Origin of the sequence: Desulfosporosinus cupriresistens, from assembly GCF_001707885.1 — a bacterium.
Classification (GTDB): Bacteria; Bacillota; Desulfitobacteriia; order Desulfitobacteriales; family Desulfitobacteriaceae; genus Desulfosporosinus.
Genome location: NZ_MASS01000006.1, coordinates 40,777 through 63,396 on the forward strand (window position 1 = coordinate 40,777; position 22,620 = coordinate 63,396).

23 protein-coding genes and 1 riboswitch are annotated in these 22,620 nt (G+C 39.4%); of the genes, 2 read left to right on the forward strand and 21 right to left on the reverse strand.

Annotated elements, in window-relative coordinates; genetic code table 11:
• Positions 1-191: 191 nt before the first annotated feature.
• The 7 genes from DSBG_RS03750 to DSBG_RS03780 form a co-directional block, all read right to left on the reverse strand.
• The gene (locus DSBG_RS03750; RefSeq protein WP_068962881.1) at positions 192-2,324 is read right to left on the reverse strand and encodes a heavy metal translocating P-type ATPase; all 2,133 of its coding nucleotides are present in this window, start codon (positions 2,322-2,324) and stop codon (positions 192-194) included.
• 276 nt (positions 2,325-2,600) lie between these two features.
• Positions 2,601-2,822 (reverse strand): hypothetical protein, encoded by a 222-nt coding sequence (locus tag DSBG_RS03755; protein WP_068962882.1) that lies wholly within the window; start codon positions 2,820-2,822, stop codon positions 2,601-2,603.
• Between the two features lie 424 nt (positions 2,823-3,246).
• Complete coding sequence (locus DSBG_RS03760) at positions 3,247-4,125, reverse strand: hypothetical protein (protein WP_068962883.1); 879 nt, start codon at positions 4,123-4,125, stop codon at positions 3,247-3,249.
• A gap of 659 nt (positions 4,126-4,784) precedes the next feature.
• Positions 4,785-5,108, reverse strand: a complete 324-nt coding sequence (locus DSBG_RS03765; RefSeq protein WP_068962884.1) for a glycine zipper domain-containing protein — start codon at positions 5,106-5,108, stop codon at positions 4,785-4,787.
• Positions 5,109-5,127: 19 nt separating this feature from the next.
• Positions 5,128-5,358 carry a hypothetical protein gene (locus DSBG_RS03770; RefSeq protein WP_068962885.1) on the reverse strand — a complete coding sequence of 77 codons (231 nt, stop codon included), beginning with the start codon at positions 5,356-5,358 and terminating at the stop codon, positions 5,128-5,130.
• Between the two features lie 67 nt (positions 5,359-5,425).
• Positions 5,426-5,686 carry a DUF5132 domain-containing protein gene (locus tag DSBG_RS03775; RefSeq protein ID WP_068962886.1) on the reverse strand — a complete coding sequence of 87 codons (261 nt, stop codon included), beginning with the start codon at positions 5,684-5,686 and terminating at the stop codon, positions 5,426-5,428.
• A gap of 65 nt (positions 5,687-5,751) precedes the next feature.
• Positions 5,752-10,458: a cation-translocating P-type ATPase gene (locus DSBG_RS03780; RefSeq protein ID WP_242877396.1), complete on the reverse strand. Its 4,707-nt coding sequence runs from the start codon at positions 10,456-10,458 to the stop codon at positions 5,752-5,754.
• Positions 10,459-10,703: 245 nt separating this feature from the next.
• Between DSBG_RS03780 and DSBG_RS03785 the strand changes: the two genes are divergently transcribed.
• A complete protein-coding gene (locus DSBG_RS03785) occupies positions 10,704-10,964 on the forward strand; it encodes a hypothetical protein (RefSeq protein ID WP_207647213.1) in 261 nt (86 codons plus the stop codon).
• A 237-nt stretch (positions 10,965-11,201) separates the two neighbouring features.
• Positions 11,202-11,816 carry a manganese efflux pump gene (locus DSBG_RS03790; protein ID WP_068962887.1) on the forward strand — a complete coding sequence of 205 codons (615 nt, stop codon included), beginning with the start codon at positions 11,202-11,204 and terminating at the stop codon, positions 11,814-11,816.
• 67 nt (positions 11,817-11,883) lie between these two features.
• Here DSBG_RS03790 and ribB read toward each other — a convergent pair whose 3' ends face one another.
• The 14 genes from ribB to DSBG_RS03860 all read right to left on the reverse strand — a co-directional run bounded on the left by ribB (position 11,884) and on the right by DSBG_RS03860 (position 22,568).
• Positions 11,884-12,525: a 3,4-dihydroxy-2-butanone-4-phosphate synthase gene (gene ribB / locus DSBG_RS03795; protein WP_068962888.1), complete on the reverse strand. Its 642-nt coding sequence runs from the start codon at positions 12,523-12,525 to the stop codon at positions 11,884-11,886.
• A gap of 119 nt (positions 12,526-12,644) precedes the next feature.
• A riboswitch (FMN riboswitch) is annotated at positions 12,645-12,795 on the reverse strand.
• 180 nt (positions 12,796-12,975) lie between these two features.
• Complete coding sequence (locus DSBG_RS03800) at positions 12,976-13,254, reverse strand: inositol monophosphatase family protein (RefSeq protein WP_068962889.1); 279 nt, start codon at positions 13,252-13,254, stop codon at positions 12,976-12,978.
• A gap of 36 nt (positions 13,255-13,290) precedes the next feature.
• Positions 13,291-13,500 (reverse strand): hypothetical protein, encoded by a 210-nt coding sequence (locus tag DSBG_RS22290; protein WP_141694232.1) that lies wholly within the window; start codon positions 13,498-13,500, stop codon positions 13,291-13,293.
• Complete coding sequence (locus tag DSBG_RS03805; RefSeq protein WP_068962890.1) at positions 13,490-13,705, reverse strand: hypothetical protein; 216 nt, start codon at positions 13,703-13,705, stop codon at positions 13,490-13,492. Before DSBG_RS03805 ends, DSBG_RS22290 begins: the two co-directional genes overlap by 11 nt.
• Before the next feature lie 14 nt (positions 13,706-13,719).
• On the reverse strand, positions 13,720-14,583 hold the full coding sequence (locus DSBG_RS03810; RefSeq protein WP_068962891.1) for a PHP domain-containing protein: 864 nt from the start codon (positions 14,581-14,583) through the stop codon (positions 13,720-13,722).
• Between the two features lie 87 nt (positions 14,584-14,670).
• Positions 14,671-15,021, reverse strand: a complete 351-nt coding sequence (locus DSBG_RS03815; RefSeq protein WP_242877397.1) for a GNAT family N-acetyltransferase — start codon at positions 15,019-15,021, stop codon at positions 14,671-14,673.
• A gap of 20 nt (positions 15,022-15,041) precedes the next feature.
• Positions 15,042-15,881 (reverse strand): PhnE/PtxC family ABC transporter permease, encoded by an 840-nt coding sequence (locus DSBG_RS03820; RefSeq protein WP_242877398.1) that lies wholly within the window; start codon positions 15,879-15,881, stop codon positions 15,042-15,044.
• Between the two features lie 312 nt (positions 15,882-16,193).
• Positions 16,194-17,399 carry an alpha-D-ribose 1-methylphosphonate 5-triphosphate diphosphatase gene (locus tag DSBG_RS03830; protein ID WP_068962893.1) on the reverse strand — a complete coding sequence of 402 codons (1,206 nt, stop codon included), beginning with the start codon at positions 17,397-17,399 and terminating at the stop codon, positions 16,194-16,196.
• Positions 17,400-17,465: 66 nt separating this feature from the next.
• Complete coding sequence (locus tag DSBG_RS03835; protein WP_068962894.1) at positions 17,466-18,335, reverse strand: PhnE/PtxC family ABC transporter permease; 870 nt, start codon at positions 18,333-18,335, stop codon at positions 17,466-17,468.
• Positions 18,335-19,120: a PhnE/PtxC family ABC transporter permease gene (locus DSBG_RS03840; protein ID WP_068962895.1), complete on the reverse strand. Its 786-nt coding sequence runs from the start codon at positions 19,118-19,120 to the stop codon at positions 18,335-18,337. Before DSBG_RS03840 ends, DSBG_RS03835 begins: the two co-directional genes overlap by 1 nt.
• Positions 19,110-19,895: a phosphonate ABC transporter ATP-binding protein gene (phnC, locus tag DSBG_RS03845; protein ID WP_176716162.1), complete on the reverse strand. Its 786-nt coding sequence runs from the start codon at positions 19,893-19,895 to the stop codon at positions 19,110-19,112. The genes DSBG_RS03840 and phnC overlap by 11 nt, the downstream gene beginning before the upstream one ends.
• Positions 19,896-20,046: 151 nt before the next feature.
• Positions 20,047-21,102 (reverse strand): PhnD/SsuA/transferrin family substrate-binding protein, encoded by a 1,056-nt coding sequence (locus tag DSBG_RS03850; RefSeq protein ID WP_068962897.1) that lies wholly within the window; start codon positions 21,100-21,102, stop codon positions 20,047-20,049.
• A 140-nt stretch (positions 21,103-21,242) separates the two neighbouring features.
• Entirely contained in the window at positions 21,243-21,944 is a 702-nt protein-coding gene (locus tag DSBG_RS03855) for a phosphonate C-P lyase system protein PhnL (RefSeq protein WP_068962898.1), read from the reverse strand.
• Positions 21,945-22,568, reverse strand: coding sequence for a DapH/DapD/GlmU-related protein (locus DSBG_RS03860; protein ID WP_083236721.1), 624 nt, complete (start codon positions 22,566-22,568; stop codon positions 21,945-21,947).
• Positions 22,569-22,620 lie beyond the last annotated feature (52 nt).

Genomic DNA, 22,620 nt, shown 5'->3' on the forward strand with positions numbered 1-22,620 from the left:
TGTAAAAATTCAATAGCAAAAAAGGGATGTGTAAAACTCAGTCTCCAAAATTTCAAGTGGTTACAACAATCAATAAGCGTCCTCATTTCACTATAAAAGTGGAGTGAGGACGCTTGTGTTTTGATGATATAGAAGCAAAAGTGGGGATGTAAAAAATATAGTAACAAGTTTTAGCACAGCCCCTTTTGCTATTAAAACCATTTCTGGTAATAAGTATTGAATACTGTAATGACTGTTGCCATCTGTCCTAGAAAAGCTGCACTGACATTGTTAATCAAACCGCCCGCTCCAAGACCCAAACCTATGACGTTAATGCCAATAGCAAAATTTATATTTTGCTTCGCTACTTCTTTAGTTTTTTGTGCCAAGAGCATTGCCTCCACTAGAACCTGAGGATTCTGGGCACTAATTACAATTCCCGCAACTTTAGCCGCAGAATCTGCGCCCTTTTTACCCCAAGCAATTCCTACCTCTGCTTCCGACATAGCTAAGGCATCGTCAATCCCATCTCCTAACATGGCTACCTTGTGCCCTTGCATATTTAATGTTTTGATAAATTCAGCTTTTTTGTTTGGTGTCATTCCGGTATGGAATTCTACAATTCCTAATTGATTAGCAACAATCTCTGCCGCTTCAAACTCATCTCTTGTTAACAGTACTATTCTCCGTATTCCAAGTGCCCTGAGCTGTTCTATCGCTCCTCTTACCTCTGGCTTTATAGTTTCGCGCACACCAAATAGTCCACACAATCTACCTTCGACTGCCAGATATATCGGATTTAAGCCCAGATGCCTAAATCGAAGAACTTTACTTTCAATTTTGTTAAGTTTTACATTCTCCTGTAACATTAGTGTTTTAGTCCCTAATAATATTTTCTTCCCTTTCATTTGAGCTCGAATTCCTAGTTTAGGGATAAATTCAGTTTCTACTCCGGCCGCTACAGGTCCAAAATTCGTTAAATAGCCTCTTTTACGTATTATTTCTACTAGTGGATTGCCTTCCATTCCTTCACTTATCGAAGCAATCCTTAAGATTTCACTCTGAGTATATTCTTTATTAACTACAATAATTTCTTGAATAGATGTCTTCATTACGGTTAGTGATGGTACTTTATCTAAAACCATAGTATCTACTTCACTTGCATCCCATAAGTGGTTACCATTTTTAACGTAAATCCCTCGTTGAGCTGCCTTCCCTATGCCTACTCCGTTGGCAGTTGGAACGGCAAGACCTGCTGCAGATGGCGAGGCAACGATTAAAATAGCCAAACTTCGGTTCAGATTTCCGGTCAGTAGGTAGATACCTCCTGCTGCCATAAGTGAAAAATAAACCATACGATCAATACGTTGCCGAAATATTGCCTTATCAGGTTGATCGTTCTTATGAACTGCCCTTCTCGTCAATTTGCTTAATTGAGTTTGGAAACCAGTTTGTTCTACTAATATCTTTAAAGACCCGTCCAATATTTCCGTACCTGCAAGTACTTTAGAACCGGATAATTTATTGATGGGCTCAGATTTGCCACTTATTTGAGATTCATCCACAACCGCTTCTCCATCAACCACTGTACCGTCGACCGGAATTATTTCTGCGTTTCGGACTACAACTAGATCACCGCTTACTAATTTTTCTAACGGCATTGCTACTTCGCTTTTATCAATAACAACCCACACTTTTTCTGGCAATTTGCCTATTCTAGCAATAATTTGGTTTGTCCTCGTGAAATCCAAAGCCATAATTATTTTCGAGTAATTAACCAACAACATTAGTAATAAACCTGTATAACTTTCCTGCAGTAGTAACAACGTGAAAGTTATAGAATTAATTACTAAATCGTAGCTTCTATTTCTTGTTTGTTGAGGATGCTTCAAACCCCAGAGGAAAATTGGGTAAGCTATTATTAAGCCAATTGCTGTAGATGCGTTGTTCAAAATATTAGAACTTGCTAAAGCAGAAGGACCTAGTATTTTACTTTTAGTAAATAATAGCACGAGCGCCGTAGCAATCAGGAATATCTTATTAGCTCTCTGGGTAATCATAGGACTTAGCTTTTCAGTTAATGGGACTGGATAATTGTATTTTCTCCGATGATCATCGACAAAAATTATTATACTTGGGCCATGGATGAGGTTTTCATTGAAATGCACAAGTAATGTACCCGTCAGAAGATTAGTTCCAATTTGATCGATTCCTTCTATATTCTCTAATGCATTATGAATTTTTTCAGCTAAATAATCATTTTTCTTTAAGCCCGGCACCTTAAGCCTAATTCTTCCAGGGGTATAATGGACATATTTATTCCAAATTGCTTTCGTTTCAATCATATCCGATACCACCTTATTTAGCTTAACTTACTAAGAAGAGAGTGCCCAGTTAACAAACTCTATATGTGCTACGAGCTTGACAAGGAATTATTTTCAACTGTTCTCAGGTGATCTACTGTAAATTAAGACTAATTTAACATAATTAGAAGTATTTCTAGGCATAATTATAATACAGTACAATTTTGTGACAATTTAGGAAACCCATTGAATTGTTCAGTCACTCAATGGGTTAAGCTTGAATGTGCTTTTAAATTTCCTACGTCGTTCTAGAATTTCTTAGGCGTTTTGATAGTGATACCCTTCCTTAATTAGCCTTTTCTTAACTTTCGTTAATTCCATCGGATCGAAGAAATGTACCTCTTTTCCGCTGCGTACAGTCCAAACTTGGGGAGTTAAATGACCTTCCTTGATAAGCTTTTTAAATTTGAAACTTGATACTTCGAGATAATATGTAGCCTCTTTGGTATTTAATAAGGAATATTTATATTGCGGGGTCATTTTCCAGCCTCCTTTTTAATACTAGTCAGAAAATACAAACTCAGATTTATATACTTTCTGGAAGCATAAGCACAACTAAGGCCAACGCCAGCGGTCCCTTCACGCGAACCTCAAATCCTGGTTCGAGTAATATCGATACTCTAACCTTGATGTCCTGTTCAAGTCTGTCAGCACATGAAGAACTTGTCGATAGCCTAGTATTCTTTATAAACAGGCGTTCACTTTTAGAAAATGAAATTATTGAACCCGACGCTTTATATGGATTAATCAGCACTGATACCAAGTTTCTTTGGCATCACCTCTTTCATTACTTCCATTATCCATATTCCTAATTCCATCATATACTTTTAATATTAAGGTAGTATTAATAAAGCTTTAAGTCTAGGTTAAATTTATACGAATATCCAGATCTTTTCTTCTATAATTATGCTTCCATCAAATTCGTTTCATAAATTTCTTCTCTAGCTATTTCTTCTTCGAGTAAATTAATTTTCATTTCAATTTTTGAATTTATCAATGTGTCATGAGCTTTATAAAAGATATTAGCAAGTTGATCATTAATATCTTGAATCAATCCTATCTTTATTGAATCAAGAGCTCCTTCAATTCGATCAGAAAGTTGAACCATGAGGTCCATAGTTTCCAAACTAGAATCGATGTCTAGCTTTTTTAGAATTAGCGTGCTTATATCAATATTACTGCTAAGTTTACTGATTAAAGAATTCTCAATAAGTGATTCGATGGAGTTATTTAGAGTTTTTCTGCTTAATGCTTCTATATAGGAAGTAATCAAAATCGTGCGCATTTTTGTATTTTGGTATTTTTTAAGTTGGTTAAAAATATTGGAAACCCAATCATCAGCTGTACGGCCTTTTTTTAATTGCCATACTATGTGATTATTAAATCGCTCAAAAAGTTCATGCAGTATAACATTTTCAGTTTGTCTATAAATCTTTTCTAGGTCCTTATTGCCGAATATATCAGAATATGATTTTTTTTCTCCGTATATTATCTCGGTTAATAATCGATTATTTACAACCCTTTCCTTTTGCTCAAAGAACCCTTCAATTTCATTATTGATTAGCCGCCTGCAACTATCTACGGCTATTATTGTTCTTCTTTCACTAAAGCGTTGTCTTCTTCTAAAGATACCAAGTAAAACATTTACCCTTCCAAGTACAATAGGTATATTTAATGCGGTTTTATTATGACTTTGTTTATAATCTTTAATGAATGATATATCAGCTTGAGGTTTACAAACCTTCTGGTGTTTCGATTTATTTTCTAACCATTTCAATATCATATTCCCATCCACCTCAATAAAGCTTTGATACTATTTATATTAGCAAAATTGTGTTAGAGCTCTGCTAAGCCAGTGTAAAATTTATGTTAACTTCCCGTCCAAAAGACTGGTAAATATTATCTATTCACTTCCTACTCGGAGTCAGATATTCTTAGAAACATCCCCTTACTTATAATATGATTAACTCATGACCCGGAATCAAAGTCATACCAACACATCATTAGCATTATAAGATCTCTAAACAATTATCATTATCTAACTCTTTTTATCTTTTTCTATATAAATTTGTGGCTAAACTTACGGGACATTGTTATATTTTTCTCAAATATTTTTAAATCTTAGAATTGTTAGGTGGAAATATTAAATGGCAAATTCAATCGTAAACATAAAAAAGTTTCAGAATACAACTGAAACACTATATTGTGATTACCAAAGCCATCTCCTATTTAGCATATACTAACATGAGATGGCTTTGGTACGTCTGTTGACACTGCTGTCAGAAACGAATTAAGTGCACCATTAAGCGTGTAAACCATTATTATTTTTGTTAAGACGTTTGTGTTGTAAGCATAAAAGAAATAGTTTTCTACCTTGATGATAGAAAACTACTTTATGTTTTGTTGAAATTCACTTTTGCTACTCAGCCAGATAATCTCCCATTAATTAAGGCGTTGTCGTTCTAACCTTTTTTGATTCATAATAGAATTGCCTACCTGTATACCTACCACATTTCCTAAACGATCTCCTAAAATACCGCCAAGAATGGTTCCAACTATAGAACCAATGCCGGGAATTAAAGCCGAACCAAGTACCGCACCATACTCCAATCCTGCCATCAAACCTAAAGTTTCTGAAACGTTTATTGTGGTATGGGCGACATACTCATCTGCATTTATCTTCCCAGTGGTAAATTCGCGAGAACCTTTTATTTGGGCAATCCCACCAGAAATTGCCCCAGCCCATAAAGTACCCTTACTAAACAAACTTATCCCTCCATTTTGATTAATGCCGAATACGAGGAAAGCTTATCCACCCTAATAGATTGACTCGTTGCTCCTTTCCTTTGGCGCGTGCATACTCAAAAAATTGTCCCAGAAAGGCCTCCCACTTCTGCCCAATTAACTTCTGAGCTGAAGGATTTTCGACTCCTGCTGTAATACTTGTATTTATGGCCAATTCAATATGGGATAGAGCTTGTCTCAAATTTTCATCTATTTTCTGCTCATCTAACACGCTCGTTAATCACACCTTTCAGCTCTGATGAAACTTGTATTTCTCCATGAAAACCCCTTTGTCTTTGTCAGTTTTCCGACAGGAGATTAATCTCCTTATCCAATTGATTTTTCATTCTTTCAAACTGTGCTTCGGCAATTATGTCCTCTATCTCTTCTTTAGCAAGTTTAACAGTTGTTTTAGTACTATCAACTAAGCTTATAGTTCCCCTAACCCCAATGATTCCGAGGTTAAGAAGTGTCCTCTTCATAATAGGCAGAATGGTTGTAGCCGTTAAGCCAAGAGCAACACCCGTTATCAAACCCGTCTTCTCTATGTTTTTAAACATTACTTGGCCTCCATCCGTTCAATCCTATCGAGCATCGTTGCAATGATCTGTGTCATCCCCTCTGCTTACACGCTCACATTTCCATTTAACAGAACGGTCGATTTACCGGGCACCAAACCCAGTTGATCTTTCTTAGATACCAGAAATAGAAACGGTTTTGATAATATGGAAACTGAACCAGCAACTAAAAGGATACTCAACCAGTGTTGAGGCATAAGTGGTGCTGTGTAGAAGAAGCCTGCTACTGCAGGAATGTAGATCGCTCCTAATAACGCTAGGAAGGATGCTCCTAAACCGAAAACCAGATAGCGGTCTTTTAAGGATTCCTTAATACTCTCTTTGGAACCCTCTTGTCTCCAAGAAAGAGTTTGTACCAATTGGCCCACAACCAATGCTGAAAAGGCTGTCGTTTGGGCAACAACTAGCGGCGCACCAGCTGCTAAAGTAGCAGCAAATAAGCCTAACGAACCAACGCCCAACAAGATCCCGCGCGTAATGACCTTAGAGTACAGTTCTTTGTCCACAATATCTTGGCGAGCAGTTTGCTTTGTTTTATTACCGGGGTTGACCGCTAAAATCATAGCAGGTATTGCATCCGTAAGCAGGTTCATTAATAGAATTTGGATGGGTACAAGTGGCATAGGTAACCCTACAATAACTGCGGCAGCGGTCACTAATACTTCTGCCAGATTCCCAGTTAAAAGACAACCAATTGATTTCCTTATATTTCCTATTATTGTTCGCCCTACTTTTACCCCTTCGATAATCGAACCAAAATGATCCTCCTTCAAAATCATATCCGCTGTAGCTTTAGTAACATCGGTTCCCGTACGACCCATAGCAATACCAACATTTGATTGTTTTATTGCGGGGGTATCATTAACTCCATCTCCAGTCATCGCAACAATATGCCCACATTTTTGATAAGCTGTTACAATTCGAAGTTTATGTTCAGGGGTTACTCTTGCAAAAATAGAGATTTCTTCGACCTGGCTAACTAATTCTTCGTCGGTGAGTTGATCTAAGTCTTGACCCGTTAGAACTTGAGTATTTGAATCCCCAATTCCAAGTTCTTTGGCAATGGCTATGGCCGTAATAGGATGATCACCTGTTATCATCACCGGCTTCACCCCTAGAGCATAGGCTTCTAAGATGCTCTTTTCTACATCAGGTTTTGGCGGGTCCATCATTCCCATTAAACCAACGTAAATAAGCTGGTCGTCGATTACTTTAGGTTCGGTAGACTGCCCATCAATCCACTCTGTTGGGCAATAAGCAAAGGCTAATACCCTTAGAGCATCGCTAGCCAAGGTTTCGTTTTGCCTATGGATTAATTCTTTCGTTTCCTCAGTCAGCGACTGAATTTTCCCATCCAACTGATACCATTTACATCGGTCAAGAACTACCTCAACAGACCCTTTACAAAATATAAAACAATCTTGGTCTGTCTGAGTATCCTTACATACTACATTCATTGTCCCAGAATTGGAGTCGAATGGAACCTCATGTACTCGATGCCAATGAACCATCTTTTCTTGCCAGAGACCAAATTTTGCCGCAAACGTTAAAAGTGCTCCTTCTGTTGGATCACCTTTAGTAGTCCACGACTCGTTTTCTTGCATGAGCTTGCTGTCATTGCAAAGAACCGCAATTCTAGCCAGTTGCTGTAATTCTGGACAATCTTGAATACTTTTCTTGACCAAGGAATTGGATGAACTGACATTGGTAATTTGCCCTACAGGTTCATATCCATTTCCTTCCACTGCATACGATGAATTTATTAGAGCTACTCTTTTTACCGTCATTTCATTTTTGGTTAAAGTACCCGTCTTGTCAGAACAAATGACGGTTGTTCGTCCTAATGTTTCCAGTGCTGATAACTTACGTATCAAGGCGTTCTTCTTAGCCATGCGGAAAATACCTGCGCTTAAGGCGATAGTTATTGTGACCGGGAGTCCCTCCGGTACAGCAGAGGCTGCCAGGGTAATCGAAGTGGTAATCATCTGAGTAATGGGTCGTCCTCTCAGTAACCCAGCAACAAATACTAAAGTTCCTGCAAGTGCTGCCCCTTTAATAAACGTTTTACTGATACCAGTCACTTTCTCATGCAGAGGAGTTAAAATTTTTTCCTGCCCCTCCATTAGAGACATTAGGTATCCAATTTCGGTTGCCATCCCAGTCTTAACAACAATTCCTATACCTTTACCTCTTGTCACATCGGTTCCTAAGTAAAGCATATTCTTGCGCTCTGCTAAAGGGCAATCTCCGCTTACGACTTGGGGATTCTTATTGATTGGTAGGGATTCCCCTGTTAAAGCTGCCTCATTTATTTCTAGGTTCCAGGAATTCAGCAAACGAATATCGGCGGGTACCCGGTCACCAGCCTCTAGGTTCACGATATCACCCGGAAGCAATTCATCTCCTGATATTTCTAACTGTTTTCCTTCTCTTAGTACTTTGCTGCGGGGAGGTTGAAATTGATTGAGCGCTTCGATTACCTTTTCGGCTTTGCGTTCTTGAACAGTACCAATCGCAGCATTTACTAAGAGGATCGACCCCATTGCCAATCCATCAAACCAAGATCCAGTGGCAAGTGCAACTAGAGATGTTCCCAATAAAATCAAGGTCGTAAATTCTTTAAACTGTGCCAAATAAGACACTAGCCATGGTTCCTGTTCTTTTCGCTCTAGATTGTTTACGCCGAATTTTTGACGATGGGCAATTACTTGTTCAGTTGTTAATCCCTGATCTTCATCCACTTTAAAATTTTGGGTGATTTCTTCTTGAGGGATAGCATGCCAAGAAATTCCCGATTCTTTCCTTAAAGACTGTAATTTATCTTTTATTGCGTTCGCTTGCGTTCTTTGTATTTCCTTAAGGGGAGAACTTGGGGCCTGAATACTTTCGCTGATCCTCTTACTTCGGGCTAGTAAAATTAAGGTAATTCCATCTGAAAGTAGATTAACAATTGGGGCAGTTACCGACAGAGGGATAGCTAGAAAAGTGCCAAGTTTATTCCATAGTTTAGCTATTTTAAAATGCTGCTGCACTGTTGTTTTGATGTTTTGTGAATATTCAATTGCCTTACATAAATCTTTTATCTTTTCAATTGAGATTGATGAAACGTTAAGTGAATTAACCACTTCCCTAGTTTCATCGTCCTTGCCTCTGATAAGAAGAGCATTTTTTCCGCTCTGACGCAAACCAGCAATTTTCTCTAAAAATACTTCTTTGCTAATGCCTAACCAGTCAGTCTTAAGTCCTAATTGATGGAGGGTTTCGCGACTCAAATTCAAACTATCATTTAAGATATTTACATTCATATTATTTTGCCGTAAATAATTAATTGACTTATAAAACTCATTTGAAACAATTTCTTTTTTCCTTACTAGAATGCCAAGAAAAGTCTTTTCTCTTGCTAGGCACAACACTTCATAACCGTGTTTTTGTTTTCTCTTTACTTCCAGTAAAAAACGATCACAAATCACCTCATTTTGTTCTAAGAATTTTAGACTTCCCATTAAAACTTCAGCATTTTGGACTTTTGCTTTGGTACCTTGAGCAAATTGCTCAACTTTAAATGCAGTACGCAGGGTTCCTCCTGCTTTTTCAGCCTGCTGAGTTACTTCATCTCGCCAAGAATGTCCCGTTTTTTTCATAATTGAAGCGGCCAAATGCCATAATTGAGACTCATCATCTTCGTTGGAAATGCACTCAATTTCTGTCAAATATTCGCCAACAATGAGATGGGTATCCTCGATAACAATGCAATTGGTCGCTGCTAATTCTTCAAGAGAGCTATTTTCGGGGATCATATACCCATTTTCTCGAGCTGTAAAATCTGCTTGATCCCAGGTATATTGTGCTGGTAAAGTTGCTACCCTGGGGTTACCAGCCAGGAGAACTGCTGCTCCCCTCAGAGGACTTCCCGTAAATGCCCATGTTGCCCCCGCCAAAAGGGTACTCATCTTACTTGTTTTCTGACTGTAACTCTCTATTTCGGGTGATAAAGGTCTGTTAACTCTGCCTAAATTAAGCTGCTCTCTTTTCCACTTTAGATACTGCATAATACTTAAACCGGCAAGAACAACTATATTTTCCCTTACAAGAGCAAGAGTGAGCGCGCTGGCCCCGATCAGAAACTCTGGATTAAGCCATTTATGCAGCGTCTGAGAAGGATCACGCTTAAAATACGAGTAACCACTGACCACTGCTAACATCGCCGCTAGATTAAAGACCGTGGAGCTTCTGGCTAATGCCGATCTGCCCCAAAATAGATGTTTAATTCCAAGTACTCCCAATCCCGCTACAGAAAGCGTTAAGGAAAGCGGTATCTGTGTTTTTTTAATTTCTGATTGTATTAAGGAATTGGAATTAACTGCCCTTAAATTGGATCGCGAAAAGATATGAGGATTATAATTTTTAGTTGAGCCCTCTATGTTTTCACCTTCGACCGTAGCAGCCGCCACTTCGTTATATACTTGTTCAGTTATTTGAGATTGATTATGCAAGGTGATAGCAGGTAAAGCTTCAATTATTATGAGCATATCTATAATCACTGCTACTGAAATCTTCTGCTCACAATACAATACTAGCAACCTACCTGTATCTATACATGGAGATACCATCTCAATACCTTCACATTGGCCTAACACCTCAATGATTTGTTTTGCAAGTTCCACGTTATGCTTAAGACCAAATACTTCTATACGTACTCTTCCTGGCAATTTTCGAATATGCCGTTGTTTAGGCTGATTTAATAGAATCCCCAATTTCTCCCCCCTCACCTTTCTCCAATCCTTTCCAATGTAACAGAATTCAGTATGTTCCTAAGTAGGCTAATTTATACCTGAAAGCTTAATTGGAACGAAGATTTAGGGAATCACTCGTCAAGAAAATGTTACTTAATTTTATTAGGACCTAGTCTTATAAGGGTAGCGCGAATAAATTATGGAAATTTTGGAAACTACTTTATATAATTTCTTTGTTGCAATTAACTTTTGGAGGAGTGTTCATAATGTTCAAATTTATCAAGAAATCACCTTTTGGTTTTATCCTTGGCGCTGCAGCAATAGTACTAGTAGTATCACCAGAAGCAAGAGAAGGTGCCCGTAAGGCAGTAGTCAAAGGCACGACCGTCGTGTTAAACTTTGTTGATCAAGTTAAAAGTTCGTCTTTATTGCCCTCCCAAAATTCGCCTGAATTATTAAGGGCTCCTGCTGAACAGGTAACTGACCAAGTGACAGAAGAAAAAGTACCTAGCGACGAAAATATCTAACGGCTAGGGACTTTTGGTTCGTCTTGAATTCTTTACTTTTTAAATTAAAGGAGTTAATACATTGGTTTGGCCATTTGCAGCCCATTTTTGTTACCTATTATATATAACTAAGAGCCTTCTAACATGAAAGTGTTAGAAGGCTCTTAGTTATTTATTACCCAGCAATTTACAGTTTATTAGCTCAGTCTTTGAACAAAATAAAATGACATAAATTAAGTGATTTTTGGAGGCAAAAAAATGCATAATTTATTAGGAATTTCTATATCAATTGGAATCATTTCCAATTTAGATAACTTAGGTATAGGAATAAGTTATGGTTTACAAAAAATCCGTATTTCTTTTTTCTCAAATCTACTAATTGCTATTATGTCAATAATGGCAACATCCTTTGCTATGTCAATGGGAACATTTTTAAACAAGGTATTTCCGTTTGCAAATTTAGTAGGCGCGTTATTATTGATCCTCATTGGGTTATGGATTTCTTTTGGTAGAATCTTGCAAAAAAATCTATTTCCGATGATTTATAAACGATCCAAAGCTGTTCAATTACTTATCAATATAATTAATAATCCTGCCAAAGCGGATCGTAATGCTAATGGGATTATTAGTATTAATGAAGCAGTAATCATAGGTGTATCTCTTTCTTTAAACTGCTTTGTTACCGGTTTAGGAGCAGGTCTGAGTGGGCTTTCATTAATTCCAGTAATATTTTCAGTTTTTTTCTTTAGTTTAATAACAATAACTATTGGCTACGACCTAGGTATTAGAGCGAACTTTCTCTATTTTGGACATCTTTCCGAATTTATATCTGGTGTCTTACTAGTTGCGATAGGGATTCGTAACCTCATTTAATTCTTAACAAAAAAGAAAGACTTTTGACGTACCCTAAAGGCATGTTAAAAGTCTTCAGAACCTCATTCTATTCTCTCATTTTTCGATAACTAATTATATCGTCAACCGTAACCACGGTCATATCATTTTTTTCGGCAAAGCTTGCTATCTCTGGCAGACGCGCCATTGTACCATCAGGATTTGTAAGTTCACATAATACTCCATAAGGCTTAAGTCCTGCAAGCTGCATTAGATCAACATTCGCTTCAGTATGCCCTGGACGTTCTAATACACCTAATGGTTTGGCCCTTAAAGGAAAAACATGCCCTGGGCGTCGGAGATCATCCGGACGCGCATGATCTGCAATCGCCGCTTTCACAGTTGCGACTCGGTCAGCAGCAGACACACCTGTAGTGACACCGCTCGCAGCTTCGATTGATACTGTGAATGGCGTTTGATAACTGCTCGTGTTGTTTTCCACCATCATAGGCAGTTCTAAGGCTTTGACCTTTTCCCCCGTCAAACACAAACAGACGATACCACTGCCTTCGCGGATTAACATCGCCATTTGCTCATTAGTTAAAGACTCCGCTGCAAAGAAAATATCTCCTTCGTTTTCCCTTTGTTCATCATCGGTAACTAAGACTCCTAAGCCACGACGCAAGGCGTCAAGAGCCCTCTCCACTCTCTCAACTGAATTTCCGAACCGAGTTAATAATGTTTGATTCAAAGTAATACGCCTCCTATTAATATAGTCGACTTACTAGAATCAGGGCACAGAGACAGACAGTAAGCAAAACCAAATAAACCTCATCTCAGATTCTGATGTAAATTAGATTATGCCGACTACCTTATCCTCTTTCATCCGGACTATACCGTCGGCTCTGGATTTAAACCAGATCTGCTGACCTCCTTTTTAAACAAAAGGAGCGCTCGCGGGCTCCCCAGAATCATCTGGGATACCGCCGGTGGGGACTTGCACCCCGCCCTGAGAATAAGTCAACCTTATTATACCGCTATTTTCTATTTACTGTAAAGTAAACCTTCCCCACTAAATCGTTTCGACCTACTCACCTTCGACATACTCAAATTACTCAAAACTAAGCCCTAAATTTATCTCTGAGACATTGAGGAAGGTATTCGAACGCTTCCTCCCATATCAATGGCGAACGGAAAGCAGCTACCAATAACTTACCACAGGGTGATCCATTATCGTCTTTTCTGCGGATAAGAACCCCTCCCCCGCGTTGTTCCAAATTCCATGCCCTGGGTACTTTCCTAGAATAGCCTTTACCAATAACTTTTCAATTAGTAAATCATGCTCCGTAACCAGGTCCATCTGGGATGTTTTTTCCCTTACGGTAATTACAGAGTGTTGACGTTCTAGTCTTAATTTAGACCCGGCAGAATGCGTTAGGTCCTTGGCAAATTCATACATTTCTCTTTCTTCATCATTCATAATATCGTAACCCTCTCTTGCCGGGAATGTTATTGATCACCTACCGAACGTCCATTTACCCGCTACCATGGCCTTTTCTACTATGGGGAGATCTCCGGGATTATGGCGAACAAATATTAGATCTGCTTCCTTGCCTTCTTTAAACCTTGTGTAACGAGGTGAGTGATCCATTACTGAAAAAAAGTCCACCATTCCTTCGTCGAAAATATTGCTAAGGATATCTAAGCCAGCTTTATTATTGCTCAAGCATATCGCAATGGAAGTCTACTAGGCCAGGCATAACATAACAACCATTGGCATCGATTATTTCATAATCCTGACGATCAGTTTGAACCAGTATTGGATCAGCATCTTCAATGATATGACTAATTTTATTAGCCATAACAATTATTGAGCCTTCAATAACACCACCGGGAATTGCGATTTTGCCCTTCTGGATTATTGTTTTCATAATTTACTACCCCTCTAACGAATGTTTTTATCCTGTATCCTCCTTTTTCTGGCTAACAATTCATTAATACAATCCTGAGCCAAATCGAGACATCCTAATTCAACTGGCTTCTCCGCATAAAAGCCATGAAAATCCGAACCTCCAGTCATGATCAAATTATGTTTTTGGGCATAGTACTTTGACATTTGCCGATCCTCCTCCGTATGACTGGGATGAAATACTTCAATTCCTTCCAGCCCTAACTCCACCCATTCATCAATCGCTTCAAAATTACCGAGCTGGCCCGGATGGGCAAGAACGGCGATCCCACCTGCTTCTCGGACCGCCCCAATCGCCTCTTGAGCATCAATATAGTCTAGCTGAATATAAGCGATTCCTTGAGCTTCAGAACTACCACCTCTTCGAAAAAGCTTTTTGTAAAGATTGCAATAAATGCTCTCACAATAACCTTTGTCCAGCAAAGCATGCATAATATGTTGTTTATAAACACCCGTTCCCCCTTCATACTTTCGTACATCCTCCCAGGAAATATCATACCCCGCTGCAATTACCTTGTTTACCATCTCGTAGGATGCTTGGTTTCGATTTTGCACAAGAGAGGTGCAAAGCAAATCCAGGGAGGGATGCCCGGGTTCAATGAACAAACCGAGTATATGCGCCCGTTTATTTCTCTGATAATCATAGGCAGATATTTCGATCCCTGGCACAATTTTAACCCCAATTTCCTGACCAAGGGTTATCGCCTCTGTTAATCCTTTCGTGGTATCATGATCCGTTATAGCCAGGTGGGTGATTCCCTTCCCCTTAGCCAGCCGAATAACCTCACTGGCACTCAAGAAATTATCTGAGATGTTTGTGTGCACGTGTAAATCAATCATTTATTACCTACCTCTATCAGGAAACTTATTCCATGTTGTTGGAAACCCAGCTGCTCATAAAATTTGTGAGCCTCAATCCTTTTTTTATTACTGGAAAGCATCAAGTTTATAGCAATTTTCCTCCTGAGCCTTTCCCATGACAAATTGCATCAATTTACTTCCCATGCCGCGTCCTCTGTAATCCTGACTTACAATCATGCTTTCTGCGACTGCAAGTTTTGCACCTTGATGACCTAAATTATCTATTATGATAAGGCTGCAAGTTCCGACAATACGCTTGTCATCTTCCACAACAAAAACTTTATAATAAGGATATTCCATCATATTACACCATACTGCCCCCGCCTCATCGCTATCTATGCCGTCTTCTCCATCCATAGCTTTTAGTAGCTCAATAACACTTGGCAGATCAGTTTCTATTGCTTCTCTGATTAACATACATATCAACTCTTTCGTGTCTAATGGGAAAATCTTCTTCCAAATCTCATAGAACCCGACTCTAATACGATGGCAAAAGCTAAAATGAAATAGGTAATCAACCCTACTTCTCTCAAGTCAAAAGAAACCAGCCCACTTGTCCCCGCCGTAACTAGGGCAATGGCGTTGGCGAAGTTTATCTCAAGGCTCAAGCAAGTCCAAGTAGACAAATTGCTAACATAAGAAGGGATAACCGCTCGAAAAACAATTTGCCACCAATTAGCGCCAGTGGCCATTAAAGCTTCAATAACACTCCGGTCTAAGCACTCAAAAGACTCAGAAAAAGCTTTTGTCAGATAGCTAAGCGAATGAAGCGTCATACCAACAACGACTGCAGCACTACCAAACCCTGCCACCGCAGCAATGATTAGAACCAATATTATTGTAGGTACTGTTCGAACAACCATAACCACTCCCTTGATAATATTGACCACTTGTTTGGTGGCCAAATTTCGGGAAGCCAGCAGTCCCAAAAATAAAGCCAGGATTCCACCAAGCAGCGTGGGTATTAATCCGAACCCCAAAGTTAACACGATTTCCTGGAAAGCGTCCCCTAAAGTAAATCCATTAGCATAGGATTGGAGAATTATCGTCTGAAAATCACAATTAAGGAAAAGATATATGGTTAATACCATGGTAATTAACAACATTAACCGCCTAGCGACAGTCATCTTATTGCGCGGATTGACAGCAACAAATTCAAGCTCATCTTTAGATAGAGCCACTCCTGCCAAGGCGCTGGGTTCCCCTTCTCCTGAAGCACTTAATTGTTTGGAGATTATTAGTGACTCTTCTATTATCAGTTCACTAAATTGATTCACGAAATCACCTTTCAAGCTTAAATCGTCAGGAAGGCTAGAACCTATATACAGGCCAATGGTCCCGACGATAGAATTCCGAAAAATTATCGAATTTTCTCACCTCTGCCCGTTCTAAAATGAAGGGCAAAGGGTTCGCGAATGATCTTCTGTTTATATCTGCGACTGCACCAGCAAGTTTTTTACTTTCTTTTTTGAATAATTTTTCTTCGAGGTAAAATAAAGTTATATGTCCTCGGAAATTACGTTTTCTCTCAACGCCTAACTGCTTTAACACTGCATCTTCTAAAATCTTGTAGGGTAGGTCCTGTCTAATCAACATACATTATCAACTCTTTCGGAGTTCAACACCAAAAATTCTGATTGAGAAATAATATTCCCACCCACCATAGTTTTACGAATGATGGGATAATCCTGATGCATTGCCACAAAGATTAAATCCGCACATTTTCCAACTTCTATTGTTCCGACTTCATTGTCAATCCCCAGAGCCTTAGCGGGATTTAACGTGACCATCTTAACAGCTTCCGTTAGCTTAATTCCTTCCTTTGTAAGTTTAAAAATTGCAGGAAGCATCGCACTTGGAAGATAGTCAGAACACATGATATCTGCAGCATTATTAAGAATGGCATCAATCGCCCTCATATTGTTACTATGGGACTTCCCGCGTATTATATTGGGGGCGCCCACACAAACATAAATATCTCGGGATTTTGCGTAAAGGGCCGTCTCTATGTTAATAGGGAATTCGCTTAATACCCCTTCACATTCAAGTAGCGTCTCAATTTTCTCTCTTGTGTCATCATCATGGGACGCCAATCTAATTCCTATTGTTTTCGCAAGTTTAGCTAAACTCCTAAGTTTAAACCAATCAATCATAGCCTGTTGCTCGATGGTTTTATCCATAAATTCTTCGACTTCCTGCGCCTTTTTTCCATAGGATTGCATCGTAAAGCTTTTAAGGGCTTCTGCATCTTTGAACTGTCCCTGACCAGGAGTATGATCCATATAAGACATGAAATCTATGCTCTTATCTTTGATAAGGCTTTCTAAGATATTAATCCCAGCCAGGAAGGTCAACTCGTATCTCAGGTGAATCTTATGATTAATCATAGAACGAGTCCTTTTAAGCCGATTAATACTATTGATGACTCCTACAACCATGTCTTTATTGCGAACTCCCCATTCATCACTTAGGCTAAGAGAATGGTACATAGTTGTAATACCGCATACAGCAAGCTTTTTTTCCAACTCATAGAAAGCCATATCTATAGGAAATAAGGTATTAGGCCTTGGTTGGATCTCCTTTTCGATAGCGTCACTATGTAGATCGATCATTCCCGGCATAACATAACAACCTTCGGCATCAATCACCGTGAGATCAGGATTGCCTTTAACTTTAGGAAAAATGCTTTCTGCTACCTCTGAAATTCTTTGTCCATCAATCATAATATGACCCTTAACAATTTTTTCAGGCAAAATGATCTGGGCGTTGTGAATGCATACCTTTTTTGTTTTCATTTGTGATTACTCCTTACTTTGAGAATGATCTAACTCATTATCATCTCATCTATTCAGTATCGAAGATTACGTACTTTTTTGAAGTTTCTGCTTGATATTCATTGAAGCCACTTCAAGAACAATCGCAATGGCTATAATAAGATATGTGATAACGCCCACTTCTCGTAGATCGAAATAAAAATTCCCAGCCATAAACAGATCAAATCCGATACCGCCTGCACCGGCTGCAGCACCCATCGCCACGGCGTTAGCAAAATTGATTTCAAACCTCAAAAAAGTCCAGGAAAGCAAATAGGAAACCGAGGAAGGTATAACCGCCTGAAAAATTATCTGCCACCAGTTGGCGCCGCTAGCCATTAAGGCTTCAATGACACTTCTATCCAGGTCTTCAAAAGACTCAGAAAAGGCCTTAGTTAAATAGCTGATTGAATGAAAACTCAAACCGATAATTGCGGCAGCACTGCCAAGTCCAGCGGCTACAGCAAAAATCAAAACCCATAAAATCGTTGGCACAGCTCGAATAAAAGCGACAAAGCCCTTAATGAAATTGGTAACGTGTTTCGGAGCCAAATTTTGAGCAGCCAGCAGTCCCAAAAACAAAGCAATAATACCACCTATCAACGTTGCCAAAAAGGCCAACCCTAAAGTTACCACAACATTTACGAAAGCTTCTCCTAAAGTAAAACGATGGGCATGAGGGTGGAGAAAAATCGTCTTAAAGTTATCGAATGTATCAGCAAATCCCTGAAGAACGTTAATACCTAGATAATCAAGAGAAAAGAAAAAATAAATCGTTAAAGCTAATAATGTCAACAATATAGCCCGCATAGCGAATGACGCTTTATTTAGGGGAAGGTTGATCGATTTCGCGCTAATATTATCCTTTACGGAATCACCTAATTGGGCCCACCCTTTGATTGATTCTTCAAATAGCATCACAAAATCACCCTTCTGATATTATTTGATACAAATTCAATGAGCATAACTGTGATTACGATAAAAATCACAACCAGGCTAGCTGCATGGTAATCAAACCTTTTGTAATACAAATCAAAGGAGAACCCGATACCCGTTCCGGTAAGCACTCCAACCAGGGTAGCGTCACGAATGTTAGTTTCAATCATATACAATAACCAACTGATCATCTGGGGCATGCTGGCTGGTAATACTGCCTGAAAAATGATGTGGAAATAACCAGCCCCCGTCGCTTGCAAGGCCTCAATTGAGTTATTGCCTACTTCATCGATCGTTTCCATAAAGGCACGTGTCAGAAATCCAAGAGAAGCAAAAAACAGGGCGAAGTAACCGGTCAATGGGCTTTGGCTGAAGGCTAACATCAAAACCATGGCCCAAGCCACAAGTGGTATGTTACGAAAGAGAGAGGCAATACCCCTACTGATAACACTAAAGATCCTGTTTATCCTTGTCGTTCTGGACCCAGCCAAGGACAAGAATAGGGCAAAAACCGCAGCTACGGTCGTTGCAGCGATGGACATTAAGACTGTTTCCTGCAACTTGGGCAAGATCTCGGGTAGTATTCTCAATGACTCTGCATCAGGATAAAAATTGCTCCCGCCCCATATTAATGCCTTGCTGATGCTGCTAAAACCTTTCATTACATCATACTTAGTGATGATAATCGAGCCGATAGTAAGAACGATTAGTAACGCAAAAAATCCCAGATTGTCATTCCGACGCTTGGTGAAAATATCATCCAGCATGTCTTTGTCCCAAATCGAAAATCAAATTTTCGGATTCCGAACCATAAATTGCCTGAATCTGCCCAGCTGTTAAATCGCAGGGAGATCCGTCAAAAACAACTTTTCCCTTATTAACGCCGATAATTCTGTCCGAATACTTCAAAGCTATCTCAACCTGATGCAAATTTACTATAACAGTTATTCCCATCACTGTAGAAATGTCTCTTAGATGATCCATGATAATTTTCGATGCATTAGGATCCAACGAGGCGATCGGCTCGTCACATAAAATTATTTTAGGATTTTGAATCAATGCCCTCGCTATGCCCACCCGCTGTTTTTGGCCGCCACTTAACTGATCACACCGCTTATAAACTTGCTCCTCAAGGCCCAAAATCCTGATAATTCGCAAAGCCTGCTTTTTTTCCTCTTGGCTGTATCTACCTAAGACTCCTGCCAGCGTTGATTTATAGCCGAGCCTACCGTGGAGCACATTTTCGATAACTGTCAGACGATCAACCAGATTATAATGCTGAAAGATCATCCCAATCTTTGTCCTTAGCGTTCGCAACTTTTTCTTGGTCAAACTAGAGGAGATTACACCGTCAACGGAGATCTCCCCGCTATTCGCTTCAACCATCCGGTTAATACAGCGCAGAAGGGTCGACTTTCCCGCTCCAGAAGGACCGATGATGGAAACAAACTCTCCTTCATCGACTGAGAAACTAACGTTGTCTAAAGCCGGTATTGCTTGATTATAATATTTTGTGACATTTTTCAACTCTAATAATGCCATAATCTACTTCCTTCCTCTGATTAAATTGAGAGAGGTATTGAAATAACCTTGCCCATTATTTCTCATGGTTATGGTTCATTTCAACACCCCTTCATTTAAGTAATACTATCTACTACTTTCTTTTCCATCTAACCAACTTTACCTAAATATGTTATTTGCTCAGATCGCGGATGGGTTGATACCAAGCATCATCTGTGGTCAAAAAATGCTGTGGTGCGTTAAAAAAGCCTTTAGCTTTAGAATCCTTAGGTATGAAAATCTTTTCGTTCTTGGCAACCTCATCGGAGGTAAGCGCTTTAATCATCGCATCCATAGTCTTCTTACTTAACGCGCCAGAATTTACTGCGATGGGACCGTTCATAACCGGGATGGATTTGATGATTACATATTGCGCGCCGGCCAATTTGCTGAATGGATCAGCAGCGTCCTTTTTAACAGTGTATACTGCTCCCGGTTTGTTAAGTTCTCCTGAAGTAAGATCTACATAACTTACCACGTCAACATCATCGACCGCTGAGATATCAGATTTATCCGTCAACACATTCACTAAAGATAACTGGTGAGAACCTCCGAAAAGCACTTGGCTGAAAAACTTCCCGTTGCCACCTTGCAGCAGATCTTCTGCCTTCAGATTCTTCCATTTGTCTTGCTTGGAGAATTCGGAGACGATAGCTGAAGATGGCACTTTAAATCCGGATGTCGAACTTGTAGAAACAAAAGAGAACTTTTTCCCGGCTATGTTAGCAATGGAGTAATTTGAACCAGATTTGTATTGATCTTCATTGCCTTTTTTAACCAGCATCCGGCTATAATACAAGGCATCTTCCAAGGTACCGGATGCTCCGCTGTTGACCACGAGAGGAACAACCTTAGGATTCTTTTTGTGAGACTCAACATAAGATTCTCCGCCTAAGAAGGCTAGTTGGGCATTACCACTGGCTATGGCTTCAACAGTAATTCCGTAATCCGTGGTTAACTTGTCTTCCACTTTTAAACCAGTGGCCTTTTCTATAACCTGGTCGATCTCAGCTCGGGTATCCTTAAAATCCTCTGCAGCGTTATTAGGCAACCAAGCAATAGTTATGGTACCAGGGTCTTTAACGTCTGAATCTGAGCCTGAAGACGAAGATGAAGTTGTAGATCCGCAACCTGCTAAAAGAGATGACACAAGAATAATGACCAGTGCAAATAAAGGGGCTTTCTTCACGTTTATTCTCCTCTCAAGTTTGAAATATTTACCCTCCCCATTGAAACCTAGTTACACTAAGAACAATGTGGATAACCTTCCATTATTTTATCTGAAATTTATTAAGTCCCCATTAACCTATTGTAATATTTGGGTTAAATTTAATTATCTACCAATTTTCCATCACGCATGATATATTCCCGGCTGCAGAGGTTTTCCATAAATTCAAGGTCATGAAAGATTCCCATCATCGTAGTCCCGTCTCTTTTCAATTGCTCAATAAGTTCTCTCACTTTCAATTTGGAGGTCTGGTCTAAACTTGCTGTCGGTTCATCTAGCAGCAATAGCCTTGGTCGCTTTACCATAGCCCTGGCAATATTCAGACGCAGCTTTTCACCTCCGGAAAAGGTGCCTGGGTAACAATCCCATAGGTCTCTGTCTAAATCAAAATGCTCCAGCATACTATTTGCTTCTCGTTCCGCGTAATCTTCTCCATACCCCATCTCTAAAATTGCATGTTTTACCAGTTCCTGGGCAGTTGTCCTGGGCATGGTACTTAAAAACTGGGACACGTAGCCAATCTCATGTTTCCTAAGATAAATCATCTGTCGTTCCGATAGTTCCGCTAAGTTTACCAAGCCAAACTTTTTAGAGTTATACCATATGCTACCTTTCTGTGGTGCATAAGTTCGATAAATACACTTAAATACGGTTGATTTTCCACTACCACTTTTCCCTGTGATCCCGGCAAATTCGCCTTCTTTCAAGTCGATACAAATATCGTGCAATGCTTGAATGTGCTTGTCTAAATTATGGATGATAAAAGATTTTGATAAATGCTCTATCGCCAGTATCTCTTCCATTTACTCACCTGCTTTATAATACTTGTCTGTGAACTCGTTAATAGAAAGGTAAAAGTCATTAAGCCTTTCTTTAATGATTTCATAAGACCAGTTCCACCACTTGATCTCCTCTAATTTTCTGACGATATCTTCAGAAAACCGTTTCTTAATTGGTTTAGATGGTACTCCGACTACAATGGTGTAGGGATCCACATCTTTCGTCACAATCGCTCCGCTGCCCACTACCGCCCCATTGCCGATCTTTACACCAGGCATAATAATTGCGCCATGTCCTATCCAGGTATCATGACCTATATTAACTATTTGCGCCGTCCGCCATTGGAAGAACAATTCATCGTCCGATTCAGCAAAGCCATATTTCAGGCGACGGTAAGTAAAATGGTGCAAGGTTGGCCTGTCCATCGGGTGATCAGTAGGCCCAATTCTTACCATAGCCGCGACATTGGAAAACTTGCCTATTTCAGAATTTTGCAGTATACAAAACTGTCCTGTATAAGAAAAATCATCAAGTCTTACATTTTCGAAAACATTGCTAATCCCTATCTCCGTATACTGACCCAACTCAACATTATGCAATTGGCAATTCTCATGGATACACGGTTCTTTGCCGAGCTCTTTGAGCATTTTCGCCTTCATCCTACCTTTCAAGCCCCTAACTAAAAACCTAAAACTTACT